8 protein-coding genes are annotated in these 12,313 nt (G+C 61.5%); 5 read left to right on the forward strand and 3 right to left on the reverse strand.

The window, feature by feature from the left end; genetic code table 11:
• Window positions 1–21 precede the first annotated feature (21 nt).
• The 3 genes from VUN82_11215 to VUN82_11225 form a co-directional block, all read right to left on the reverse strand.
• The gene (locus VUN82_11215) at window positions 22–1,155 is read right to left on the reverse strand and encodes a bifunctional 2-methylcitrate synthase/citrate synthase (protein XAS74351.1); all 1,134 of its coding nucleotides are present in this window, start codon (window positions 1,153–1,155) and stop codon (window positions 22–24) included.
• A 507-nt stretch (window positions 1,156–1,662) separates the two neighbouring features.
• Window positions 1,663–3,132: a Re/Si-specific NAD(P)(+) transhydrogenase subunit beta gene (gene pntB / locus VUN82_11220; GenBank protein XAS74352.1), complete on the reverse strand. Its 1,470-nt coding sequence runs from the start codon at window positions 3,130–3,132 to the stop codon at window positions 1,663–1,665.
• Window positions 3,129–4,685: a Re/Si-specific NAD(P)(+) transhydrogenase subunit alpha gene (locus VUN82_11225; GenBank protein ID XAS74353.1), complete on the reverse strand. Its 1,557-nt coding sequence runs from the start codon at window positions 4,683–4,685 to the stop codon at window positions 3,129–3,131. Before VUN82_11225 ends, pntB begins: the two co-directional genes overlap by 4 nt.
• Before the next feature lie 281 nt (window positions 4,686–4,966).
• On the opposite strand from VUN82_11225, the gene VUN82_11230 reads away from it, so the two are divergent.
• From VUN82_11230 to VUN82_11250, 5 genes are all read left to right on the forward strand, one after another.
• Window positions 4,967–6,115, forward strand: a complete 1,149-nt coding sequence (locus tag VUN82_11230) for an LLM class flavin-dependent oxidoreductase (protein XAS74354.1) — start codon at window positions 4,967–4,969, stop codon at window positions 6,113–6,115.
• A 108-nt stretch (window positions 6,116–6,223) separates the two neighbouring features.
• The gene (locus VUN82_11235; GenBank protein XAS74355.1) at window positions 6,224–7,033 is read left to right on the forward strand and encodes an enoyl-CoA hydratase-related protein; all 810 of its coding nucleotides are present in this window, start codon (window positions 6,224–6,226) and stop codon (window positions 7,031–7,033) included.
• 16 nt (window positions 7,034–7,049) lie between these two features.
• Window positions 7,050–8,270: a CoA transferase gene (locus VUN82_11240; GenBank protein XAS74356.1), complete on the forward strand. Its 1,221-nt coding sequence runs from the start codon at window positions 7,050–7,052 to the stop codon at window positions 8,268–8,270.
• On the forward strand, window positions 8,267–9,682 hold the full coding sequence (locus VUN82_11245; GenBank protein XAS74357.1) for an alpha/beta hydrolase fold domain-containing protein: 1,416 nt from the start codon (window positions 8,267–8,269) through the stop codon (window positions 9,680–9,682). Before VUN82_11240 ends, VUN82_11245 begins: the two co-directional genes overlap by 4 nt.
• A gap of 45 nt (window positions 9,683–9,727) precedes the next feature.
• On the forward strand, window positions 9,728–10,831 hold the full coding sequence (locus VUN82_11250; GenBank protein ID XAS74358.1) for a flavin reductase: 1,104 nt from the start codon (window positions 9,728–9,730) through the stop codon (window positions 10,829–10,831).
• Window positions 10,832–12,313 lie beyond the last annotated feature (1,482 nt).

Genomic DNA, 12,313 nt, shown 5'->3' on the forward strand with positions numbered 1-12,313 from the left:
AGAGGCAATTAAGATTGCCAGCTACACGGCACGCTCCTCCTGGCCGTTGTATTCGCCCAGAGGGCGGATCAGGGAGTTGGACGACAGTTGTTCCATGAAGTGGGCTGTCCAGCCTGTGATGCGGCTGGCGACGAACAGGGGAGTGAAGGTTGGAGTGTCGAAGCCCATGAGGTGGTAGATGGGGCCGGCGGGGTAATCGAGGTTGGGTTTGATGTTCTTGGCCTCGTCCATCGCCTGTTCCAAGCCGTTGTAGAGGCCCAGGAGTTCCGGCCGCCCGTAGTGGGCGATCATCTTTTCCAGGGCCGCTTTCATGGTCGGCACACGGGAGTCGCCGCGTTTGTAGACGCGGTGCCCAAAACCCATGACCTTCTTCTTCCGGGCCAGGGCGTCTTCCATCCAGGCCTTCGCGCGGGCGGCTGCTTCCTCGAGGGATTCCTGGGGGCGGATGCCGATTTCGTCGAAAGTGTGCATTACGGCTTCGTTCGCGCCGCCGTGCAGCGGGCCTTTAAGCGCTCCGATGGCTCCAGTGACCGCCGAATGCAGGTCGGAGAGGGTGGAGGTGATGACGCGGGCGGTGAAGGTGGAGGCGTTGAAAGAGTGTTCGGCGTAGAGGATCATCGAGACGTTGAAGGCTTCCACGACTTCCGGAACCTGTTCTTCGCCGAAGGTCATCCAGAGGAAGTTCGCCGAATATCCGAGGTCTTCACGGGGTTCCACGACTCCCTGGCCCCATCGGCGGCGCTGGTCGTAGGCCACGACTCCCGGCATAGCCGCCCAAAGGTCGATAGCCTTTTTCATGTTGGCCCCGGGTGATGAATCCTCTGCCAACTTATGGCGCGCTCCGAGCACAGAAGCCGCGGTGCGGCACACGTCCATCGGGTGGGCGTGCATGGGCAATGTGTCGATGATGGCCTTAAGGGCAGGGTCGAGTGCCCGTCTGGACCGTTCCAGTGCGCTGAACTCGACCAGCTGCTGCTGGGTGGGCAGCTCACCGTTCCAGAGCAGATAGGCTACCTCTTCAAAGCATTTAGCCGTGAGTTGCTGTACCGGGTACCCGCGATAAAGCAGTGAGTTCGTTTCAGGGTTGACCTTTGAGACGGCGGTGTGGTCCACAACGACGCCGGCCAGGCCCTTTCTAATCTCTGTGTCAGCCATGCTGGACTCCTTTGCAGTTCTTGTTCTAGTGATATCGGGAATCTGTATACATCCGGCTCTCTTAAATCCAAATTAAAAGCAGAGCAGCCAAATCGGAATGTATGTTAAATTAGGCGATGGTTCGGCATTCGTTTCGCAAACTTGAGCGCGACGAATTTCGTCTAGCCCTACGGTTCTAATCTCGGCACACGTCTCATTCCTTAAGTCCTTGCCCACCGTCCAACAGTTCGTGGCGGTGGTGAAGCAAGAACTCGTGTCTGTAATGAAGGCCAACCCAAGGGGATGCGTTGAATTCATCAATGTTGAACGCTTGGAGCTCAATCCGTGCTTTTGGGTAGTGCGCCCTATCAGGGTCTCCTGACCCAAAGATAGGCTGATCTGGGCTATTGAAAGTAAATCGACGCCACAGCATGGTCTCTTCCTGTCTTGTTGGGGTCAATGAATTGGATAACCAAACGGATTATCATGGGTCGTTCGCCCGTCTGGACCTAAAGGTGTACATGTCCACTAGAACGCTTTGAGGATGTCTTCGACGCGGGTTTTGGCGTCGCCGAAGAGCATGTGGGAGTTGTCTCGGTAGAAGAGGGGGTTTTGGACGCCGGCGTAGCCGGTGGCCATGGAGCGTTTGAAGACGATGACGTTTTCGGCTTCCCAGACGCGGAGGACGGGCATTCCGGCGATGGGGCTGCCTGGGTCTTCGGCTGCGGCGGGGTTGACGGTGTCGTTCGCGCCGATGACGAGCACTACGGAGGTGGCGCCGAGGTCGTCGTTGATTTCGTCCATTTCCAGGACGATGTCGTAGGGGACTTTGGCTTCGGCGAGGAGGACGTTCATGTGTCCGGGGAGTCGTCCGGCGACTGGGTGGATGCCGAAGCGGACGTTCACGCCGCGTTCGCGGAGTTGGTGGGCGAGTTCCGCGACGGGGTATTGGGCTTGGGCGACGGCCATGCCGTAGCCGGGGGTGATGACCACGGACGAGGCGTTGGTGAGCATTTCCGCGGTGGCTTCAGCGGTGGTTTCGCGGTGCTCGCCCTGGTCCGTATCGGTTTTGTTGGGGGCGGTGATGCCGAAGCCGCCGGCGATCACGGAGATGAAGGACCGGTTCATGGCTTTGCACATGATGTAGGACAGGTACGCGCCCGAGGAGCCGACCAGGGCGCCGGTGATGATGAGCAGGTCGTTGTTCAGCAGGAAGCCAGCGGCGGCTGCGGCCCAGCCGGAGTAGCTGTTGAGCATGGACACGACGACGGGCATGTCGCCGCCGCCGATGGAGGCCACCAGGTGCCAGCCCAGTCCGAGGGCGAGCAGGGTGACGACGATGAGGAGCCAGAGCTGGGAGTCGTTGACGTACCAGACGGTCAGGGCGATGAACGCGGCGATGGCGCCGAGGTTGATCGCGTTCTTGCCCGGCAGCATCAGCGGTGAGGACTTCATCCTCGCGGAGAGTTTCAGGAACGCCACGATGGAGCCGGTGAAGGTCACGGCGCCGATGAAGACGCCGATGAACACTTCGGCGTGGTGAACATCTTTCAGGGCGCCGGCCAGTTCCGGGGCTTGGAGGTGTCCGTTCCAGCCGACCAGGACGGCGGCGAGGCCCACGAAGCTGTGCAGCAGGGCGATCAGTTCGGGCATGCCGGTCATTTCCACGACGCGGGCGCGCCAGAGCCCGATGGCGCCGCCGATGATGACCGCGGCGAGGAGCAGGCCCAGGCCGGTCAGGGCGTGCCCGGTGCCCCAGGCGTTCTGGAGGGTCAGCCAGACGGTCGCCGCGAGGGCGATGACCATGCCGGTGATGCCGTAGATGACACCTGCCTTGGCTTTTTCGTGTTTGCTTAGCCCGGCGAGGCTGAGGATGAACAGCAGGGCCGCGACGATGTAGGCCGCCCCTGCGATGGTCTCGGCGGTCAGCGGACCGGCGGCGGTGTCAGACACGGTAAGGCTCCTGGTAAGTGTTGCTGCTGCGGTGACGGCGCTCATGAACGGACCTTCCCGGCCGTGAACATGGCGAGCATGCGCCGGGTGACCGCAAAGCCGCCGAAGATATTGATGCTGGCCAGCAGGACGGCGATGGCGGCCAGGGCCTGCGTGGCAATGTTGTCGGTGGTGATCTGGAGCAGGGCGCCGACGACGATGATCCCGGAGATCGCGTTGGTCACCGACATCAGCGGGGTGTGAAGGGCGTGATGGACTTTGCCGATGACGTAGAAGCCGACCACGACCGAGAGCATCAGCACCGTGAAGTGCTGGGGCAGCGGCGCCGGGGCCACGGTGTTAAGGCCGAACAGGGCCGCGATGCCTGCGGTGAACAGGCCTGCCTTGCCCGCCGGGCTGAGGCCTTCCTTCTTCTTCGGAGCCGTAGTTTCGGCGGCTGTTCCGGCCTCGGTCGTCGCGGCAGGGGCTGCGGAGACTTGAACAGGGGGTGGCGGCCAGGTCTTCTCGCCGTTCCGGACCACGGTCACGGAGCGCTGGACGACGTCGTCGAAATCGATCCGCAGGACCCCGTCTTTGTCCGGGGTGAGGAGCTTGAGGAGGTTCAGCAGGTTCGTCCCGTACAGCTGGGAGGCCTGGGCCGGGAGCCGGGCCGGCAGATCCGTGTAGCCCAGGATTACCACACCGTTGTCCGTGACGATGCGTTTCCCGGCGACGGAGCCTTCGACGTTTCCGCCCTGGCCCGCGGCCATGTCCACGATCACGCTCCCCGGTTTCATGCCCGCGACGTCGTCTGCGGTGAGCAGCTTCGGTGCGGGCCGGCCCGGGATCAGTGCCGTGGTGATGATGATGTCCACCTCCGCTGCCTGCTCGGTGTAGATCTGTGCAGCGCGGGCGTTGTACGCCTCGGACGTGGCCTTCGCGTACCCGTCAGAGGACTTCATCTCCTCCTCGACCTCGACTTTGAGGTAGGTCCCGCCGATGGACTTCACCTGGTCCGCGACCTCGGGCCGCGGATCGGTCGCCCGCACGATCGCGCCCAGGCTGGACGCGGCACCGATCGCCGCGAGCCCGGCAACACCGGCACCGGCCACGAGGACCTTCGCCGGCGGGACCTTGCCCGCCGCGGTGACCTGCCCGGTGAAGAACCGCCCGAATTCGTGCGCTGCCTCAATCACGGCACGGTACCCGGCAATGTTCGCCATCGAACTGAGCACGTCCATTGACTGTGCCCGCGAAATCCGCGGCACAGCATCCAACGCCAGCGCCGTGATAGGACGCGAAGCCAGCGCCTCCACCACCTCCGGCAGCAGGCCAGGGCTCAACATCCCGATCAGCGTCGCCCCCTCAGCCAGCCGGCCAATCTCTTCACCAGTGGGCGGGTTCACCCGCAGCACGACATCGGCGCCCCACGCCTCATCCGCACCAACAATTAGTGCCCCAGCCTCTTCGTACGCTTCATCACGGAAAGACGCGGACTCCCCAGATCCCTTCTCGACCACCACCTCGTAGCCCAGGGCCAGCAACTGCTTCACGGTGACAGGCGTCGCCGCCACCCTCGTCTCGTGACCCAACTCGGCCACGATGCCAATACGTGTCACTATTTTCTCTCTCTAAGATTTGATGCCCGGTAAATGCTGATGCCTCTGCCGACGCGGTCAAGGTCCAACAGGCTTGACCTGGCATTAAAGCCCGTGCCCCGAGGAGAGGATCCCCGTAGGGAACGAGCCGAACTGAGCTAGTTGTAGAAGATCGTGGTATCGCATCCAGCCTCATGGTATCGTATTCATAAGTTTGTTGGGCGGGTGGTTGTCTGGTTTTTTGGGAGCCACGCACGATTGGGTTAAGTCGAGGTGGAGTCTTGTCAGCAAGGACGGAAGAGATGTTGAACGTGCCTTCGGAAGCGGTTGATGTTCGCGTGGACAAGTGGTCAACGCCGGTTTTGAATGATGAGAATCGGTTGAAGTTGGCCACGTTCGCTACCAATATGCGCGGGAGTGTGACGCTTGCCAATGTAGAGGGCAAGGTCCTGGGCAGTTGGGAGGAGAGCCTTCGGTTGGCGCAGCATGCTGACCGGATCGGGTTTGACGCGGTGATCCCGGTGCAGCGGTGGCGCGGGTTTGGTGGGCAGTTCAATTTGTCGGACCGCTCTTTTGAGCCGTTCACATGGGCCACTGCGTTGTTGGCGCGAACGGAGCGGATCCAGGCGTTTGCCACGGTTCAGGTTCCCGTGATCCACCCCATGATGGCGGCCAAGATGGCAGTGACTGCCGATCATGTGTCGGGGGGCCGGTTCGGGATCAACGTTGTGGCGGGGTGGTTCCCGGAGGAGTTCGCAATGTTCGGCCTTACCCAGCGGGAGCACCAGGCCCGGTACGCCTACGCTGATGAGTGGACGACTCTGCTCAAACGCCTGTGGACCGGGGACTCCCCGGTGGATTTCGATGGTGAGTACATCAAGGCTGTTGACGCGTTCTCGGACCCGCACCCGTTGCAGGACCCCTACCCGGTGATTATGAATGCGGGCACCAGCGGCCCCGGCCGTGAGTTCGCTGCCACCCATAGTGATCTCATCTTCGCGTCCCTGCAGGACATGGCGACCGCGCAGCGTCAAATCGCCGAGATCAAGCAGCAAGCGTTGAGCTCCCACGGTCGCCAGGTGCGTGTCTTCGGGCGGGTGCACATCGTGTGTCGGCCGACCGAGCAGGAAGCTCAGCAGTACTTCCGCTGGGTGCACCGGGACAACGCTGATGTTGCCGCGATCGAGAAGTTGCTTGCGGGGGTTAGCGCCAATTCGGACAGTTTCGACGTTGATCCGGAAGAGCACGCCAAGACAATCGAGCGACTCGCTGCCGGCCGTGGCGCCATGACGATTGTTGGTACCCCTGAGCAGGTGGTCGCATCCCTGCTGGAGCTGACCAACGCCGGACTCGACGGAGTGGCCATCTCCTGGGTCGACTACGACGAGGGACTCCAGCAGATGGAAGACGACATCCTGCCCCTCATGATCCAAGCCGGCCTCCGCAGCTAAACCGCAGCAGGCCGACCCCCGGCCACCCGTGGGGACGGTCGGACCGCCCGGCGGAACAGCACCTATTCCGGTGCACCCACAACCGCGCTCAATGGAGAGGAACACCACATGTCGACAAGCGCCACAGCAGTCCGGACGGACGAGCAGGTTCGACTATCGCTACAGGATTCTGTGCTTCTGATCGAGATGGTGCGGGACAGTAACCGCAATGCTCTGACGACTGAGATGAAGCACGCACTAAGCGAAGCTCTCATCGAGGCTTCCAAGCCCGAGGTTCGTTGCGTAGTCATCACAGGAACCGGGAAGGCGTTTTGCGCCGGAGGCGATGTCAAGGCAATGCATGAACTGCAGTCTCCCGGAGCGGCGGACAAGGCGATGCGCCAACTGCACGAAACCATCGTCCTGCCTCTGTTGCGGCTCGCGAAGCCGACGATTGCAGCGGTCAACGCCGTGGCAGCCGGAGCTGGCGTCGGCCTAGCTCTTGCTTGCGATTTTCGCGTGGTTTCGAGGCAGGCGGATTTCGTCTTGGCATTCAGCCGTATTGGACTTGTGCCGGATTTCGGCGTGTCCTACACGCTGCCGCGCCTCGTGGGCGCAGCGAGGGCCAAGGAACTTGCCTTCATCAAGGGACGATTGACTGCCGAGGAAGCCAGCCAGTGGGGACTCGTCACAGAGCTTTGCGCACCGGACGCCGTCCTCGGACGTGCAATGGAACTTGCCAAGCAACTTGCCGCTGGTCCCACTGTTGCGCTCGGGCTCACCAAGCGCATGCTCGACGACAGCTTTTCGTCGAGCATCCATGACGCGCTTCAGCTCGAGGCAGAAAGTCAGCGTGACGCGTGGTCAACGAGGGATCACGAGATCGCCCGTAACGCGTTCATCCAGAAGAACGACATGCCGTCTTTTCAAGGTCGATGAAAGGTACTCCAGAGAAATGCCTAACGAAATGATTCAAGGTCCACTCCATGGACACCGCGTGCTGGACTTCACGCAGCTAATCGCGGGTCCCTCGGCGGGTGTGATGCTCGCAGACCTTGGGGCCGAGGTGATCAAGATCGAACGCCCAGAGGGTGAATTGGGGCGCAATGTGGGACCGGAAGTGGGGATTCCCGCTATCTTCGCCGCGTACAACCGCGGCAAGCGGGCACTTGCGGTAGACATCAGAACCCCCGAGGGTCGCGAGATCATCAAAAGGCTTATCGCGACGAGTGACGTTCTCCTGCAGAACTTCCGACCCGGGGTCATGGATCGGCTCGGCTTCAGCTATGAGGCAGTAAAGGCAATGAACCCCCGCATTGTCTACACGTCGTTGTCCGGGTATAACCCGGACGGTGCTGGAAGGAACTTGCCAGGCACTGACGCGGTTTTGCAGGCACAGTCCGGCCTGATGGCCATAACCGGCCCGGAGGATGGCGAGCCCTATAAGGTCGGCGTCCAGGTCGTTGATGCGGCCACAGGACTTGCCCTTGGCCAAGCTATCCTCGCTGCTCTACTCCAGCGCACCTCTACCGGCGTGGGTGCTCACCTTCGTCTGTCACTCTTCGAGGTGTCGACCTATGTGCAGAGCTCTGCGTTCGCCATCGCCTCCCGCTTTGGCGAAGAGGTTGAACGTGGCGGCAACACGGCTGGCGCTCTGGGTGCTCCGACGGATATGTTCCGCGTCGCAGACGGATATTTGCAGGTAGTCGCTTACTATCCGGATCAGTGGAGGAAGCTGTGTGACCTGCTGGAGATTCCCGAGATCCATGACGACCCTCGTTTCGTCACCAATGCCGATCGAATCGCCAATAAGAAAGAACTCAAGGGGGTTCTCGCACCGATCTTTGCCCAGAAGGGGCGGGCGGAGTGGGCGAAGCTGCTCGGTGAAGCGGGCATCATTGCCGGGCCTGTGCGCTCCCACCTGGAAATCGTCGGTGACGCTGAACTGCGCGGTTACGGAGATTTCGCCTGGGTTGATAACGACATGACCGAGCCGCATTGGTTGCCGTCTACACCGTACCGCTCCAGCACCTGGGAGCGGGTCGCCTCGTACCGCCCGCCGCGGCTCGGGGAAGACACGCTAGAACTTCTGGACGAAATCGGGTTCGCTCCTGAAGAAGCTCAGGCGCTCCAGGAGCGAAATGTCATTTACGCGCCGAGCAAGGAGAGCGTATGAGCCCTCGAGTGTTCGCCAGCATTGATGAGTTCGCATCGCAGGTCGGTAATGACCTCGGAAGTGCCGATGGGCCCGTCATAACGCAGGCCATGATTAACGAGTTTGCTGCCTTGACCGGCAGCGACGACTGGATACACACTGATCCCGTCAGAGCGAAAAATAGCAAGTTCGGCGGAACGCTCGTGCACGCCGACCTGGTCTTGTCGATGATCCCGCGCTTGATGGACAAGATTTACAAGGTGGAGGGTGTCACGCTATCGCTGATCTACGGCAGCGAACGAGTGCGCATCACGAGCCCGATTCCGGTCGACTCGAAGCTGCGACTCAGCGTGACGATGCTCGACGCGACCGTCAAAGGCGAGGGCGTGCGAGTGACGCTGAAAGTGGTCGTCGAGACCGATACCGTTAATAAGCCCGTCGTCATCGCCGAACCTGTGTACTGGTACTCGAGTGCTCCAAAGCTGCACCAGGTGCAGAAGGCTGCTGAGGACGACAAAGCCAACACTGCCGTTCTGATCGATCGCGTAGTGACGATGTTCCGTGAAGCGATACCTGCCGAGAGCGTGACTCTGGAGCAACAACGCGAAGGATTCGAGCTCGTACTCGCTCAGCTACCCGTGCGGCACAACGCCTCTATCGCCGCCGCGACGTATGGCGGTGTAGACGGGTACTGGGTCCAAGCTGAAGGTACTTCAAGAGCCCGGACCGGTGTTCTGATACATGGGGGCGGATATGTCATGGGTTCGGCGAAGGGGTACTGCGCATTCGCCGCGGAGGTGTCCGCGGCGACCGGCGCGCGAATATTTGTTGCCGAGTACCGGCTCGCCCCTGAGCACCCTTTCCCAGCGGGTGTTGACGATACGCGCCGGGTACTTGCAGCTGCGCTCGATGAGGTCGGCCCGCAGTCCTGCTTTGCGGTCGGAGACTCTGCGGGTGGCGGACTAGTACTCAGCTCCCTCCTCGAAATGCACGGCGTCGGCGCGTCCCTGCCCGCCTGTGTGGCCATGGTGTCGCCTCTCATCGACCTGACGGTCACCAATCCCAGCTTCGAAGAGCTCGCGAGCATCGATCCCATTTGCAGGCAAGCAGGAACCCGCCGGAATGCTGCCTTGTATCTGAACGGCCAAAGTCCCGAGCAAGCTCCAGCGGCATTCCCCATGTCGTCCGATCTCAGCTGGATGCCCCCGACCCTCTTGCTGGTGGGCGGTGCCGAGGTACTGCGCGATGATTCGCGGAACCTAGCCGACAAGCTCCACCGAGAAGGCGTGAATGTCGACTACAAAGAGTATGCCGACATGGTCCACGTTTGGCCCCTGTTCTCATCGTTCCTGCCCCAGGGGCAGCAGGCACTGGACGAGATCGGTGCGTTCGTGAGGGCGCAAGTATCTAGCCAGTTATCGCCAACTAGTTAGTCCTCCGAAGCGTGATTCGAATCGCTTCACGACGAAAGGTATCTTATGGGAAACGAAGCGCCGGCAATCGCCGGAGATCTCTTTAGGAACGTCCTCGGTCACTATCCCACCGGGGTATCCATCATTACCGCCGACGTGGCCGGTAGTGGGCCTGTGGGCATGGTTGTGGGCACCTTCAACTCTCTGAGCCTCGACCCGCCCTTGGTGTCGTTCATGCCCGCCAAGTCATCAACCAGCTGGCCAAAGATCCAATCATCGGGTTCGTTTTGCGTGAACGTGTTGGGTGCCAGCCAAGGAGAACTGAGTCGTCAGTTCTCCGCCCGCGACGGGAAAAAGTTCGAGGGCGCCGACTGGAGGCCAGCCCCAACCGGATCCCCCATTTTGAGCGGCGTGACCGCATGGGTCGACTGCAAGATCGAGCAGGTCTTCGACTCGGGCGATCACGAGATCGTGGTCGGCAGAGTAATTGACCTCAACGTTGAGTCCGACGAGTTGCCAATGACGTTCCTGCGTGGCCGCTTTGGACAGGTGCATCTGCCGGACCCTTCGCCAGGGAATGGTGAGGGTGCAACCGCAGCGGATGACTCTTCGGCGAAACTCGCCGAAGAGGTGGCCGCATTGCTGGGCCTGAACGCATTCGAGGCACGTGCCTGGGCCGAGACTCGTGAGCAGGTCATAGAGCGGTTGTTGGTCGGGTTTCTTGAGGTTCTGCTGAAACGCTTCGACGAGCGGGTCGATGCGGCACAGCGTCCCGAGGCGCAACTCGAGGCACTGGTCAGAGTGTCGTTGGACACCCTCCGTGACTACGGTGCCGCTGCCATCATGTTTCAGAGTGAACGAGCAAGTCTCACTCTCGGGGCGTCGAAGCGGCTGAAGGGACTGGAAGAGGACTTCCGCAACCGCTGGACAGCGGTAATTCAGGTCGGCACGAGAAGCGGAGTGTTCTACGAAGCCGACGCAAGAATGGCGCAACAGTTCATTTGCGATTCGTTGTTCTCAATCGCTCGGTGGTTCCGTGACGGAGGTCGATTGGAGCGCTCAGAAGTCGAGGACGCGTTCACGACATTCGCGCTCAATGTTGTTCGTCCCTCGGACCTTCGTCTGACGCCCTTGGCGGCAGCGAGCGAAGCTGATGTCAATGGGCATTAGCTTCTACCCACGGGCTGCCAGTCAATCTGCCCTTGGTGGCCAGTAGAACTGCCCGGTGATGGCCAACAGATCTGCCCGCTGAGGGTTTCGGCGGGGTTGGCCACCGCGGGGTTTGGTTAGTTCAGTCGGTGCCTCCTTTCCCGGCTCGGGCCGGGGAGAGTCGGATGGAGTCGCCGCTGGTCTGGCAGACTTGGGCTTGGTGCTGTAGCCGGTACACGGTGGCCGTGGCCAGGGTGTTGGGCATGAATTCGTCGAAGCCGGTTGGGTGTAGGTTCGGACGAGTTCGGCGCGGAGGATACTGGCGGTGGCCTTGGTGACGACATCGTTGGTGCGCGCCGCTCATGGCGGTCCCAGGCGTCGAAGGTTTTCCCCGTCGGGAAGCCGGCCGCCTTGCGGCGGATGGCGAGCATGGACCGGGCCCCGCCCGCGGCTTCGCCCAAGGGAGGTGGTGCCGGCGATCTTGGACGGGGTCACGGCCTTGGCCCTTTTCAAGTTCATCCATCCCGTTCCTGCCGGCGCGGCCTCGATCACCAGGTTCTGGCGCCCTCGCCGACGGCAAGGAAGTCGGCCTCTACGGCGCTGCGTGCCTTCACGGCGTAGTCGCCCGGGTCCAAGTCCTGGCCCCACCAAAGTGCTGATCGATGATCGTCTGGCCGTCGGGCCAGCCCCGGCAGTGGCCTGTGACCTCGACAGGACCGGCCGCGCCTTGGTAGACGGTGATGACCTGTCCATCGGGCGAGGTGCCGTGTCAGCGGACGAACACCCTCGGGCCGAGCAGATGCGCCGGGACCGACGCTTGTTCGGCAGTACCGACGTATTTTCTGCAGCGTCCCATAACGCAAATCACGAAGGTTACTCGATGCCTCTCGCTGGAATGCAAGGGGAAGCAGCAGGAGGATTTGGCCTCGGCGCTGGCAATGGACAACCTCTGGGTCAGTACCAAGTTCGGCCGGCCTGTAACGAAGGCTCGGAACGCCATCTCGACTGGCTCGTTTGCCTCCACAGCAACTCCCTGGGATCATCCGGATCGCGTTGCTATCCCGGTTGCCGGAAACTAGGAAGTAGAAGGGGAAACAGCCCTTTGGCTCATAGAATAAACGGGCTTCAGTGCCGCGCGTGAATTGCGTGATCTTGAACGGCCCAACCCCCGTACGGCCTAAGGACTGGATGGTTTAGCTGCATTGCGTCTCCAATACGTTTTGATCCACGCGACCGTCGTCTCGGCCCAGACGACGGTCACCGGGGGGAATGCGTCACTCAGTCTTGAAATGCCTCACTCTCAGTCCCGAGTAGTCCGGACGCGCCCGCATTCCCGATCGATGCTTCGAGCGAGGTTGCGAACGCGCGCATTCGCCAAGACTTCGAGAGAAAGCTGCCGCTGCGTTTTGATCGAGTAGTTGACTGGACCGGTGGACGACAGCGTTCTGACTTCCTAGGTCAGTCGTCGTGGTGTTCCACAGCTCGAGCCGCTCTCCGAGGTCT

It is taken from the genome of Micrococcaceae bacterium Sec5.1, assembly GCA_039636795.1.
Lineage (GTDB): Bacteria > Actinomycetota > Actinomycetes > Actinomycetales > Micrococcaceae > Arthrobacter.

Excerpts from the sequence above, each read along its gene's own strand:
- VUN82_11235 (XAS74355.1), top strand. The coding sequence starts at position 6,224 with ATGTCGACAAGCGCCACAGCAGTCCGGACGGACGAGCAGGTTCGACTA.
- VUN82_11215 (XAS74351.1), bottom strand. The coding sequence starts at position 1,155 with ATGGCTGACACAGAGATTAGAAAGGGCCTGGCCGGCGTCGTTGTGGAC.
- VUN82_11245 (XAS74357.1), top strand. The coding sequence starts at position 8,267 with ATGAGCCCTCGAGTGTTCGCCAGCATTGATGAGTTCGCATCGCAGGTC.
- pntB (XAS74352.1), bottom strand. The coding sequence starts at position 3,132 with ATGAGCGCCGTCACCGCAGCAGCAACACTTACCAGGAGCCTTACCGTG.
- VUN82_11240 (XAS74356.1), top strand. The coding sequence starts at position 7,050 with ATGCCTAACGAAATGATTCAAGGTCCACTCCATGGACACCGCGTGCTG.
- VUN82_11230 (XAS74354.1), top strand. The coding sequence starts at position 4,967 with ATGTTGAACGTGCCTTCGGAAGCGGTTGATGTTCGCGTGGACAAGTGG.
- VUN82_11250 (XAS74358.1), top strand. The coding sequence starts at position 9,728 with ATGGGAAACGAAGCGCCGGCAATCGCCGGAGATCTCTTTAGGAACGTC.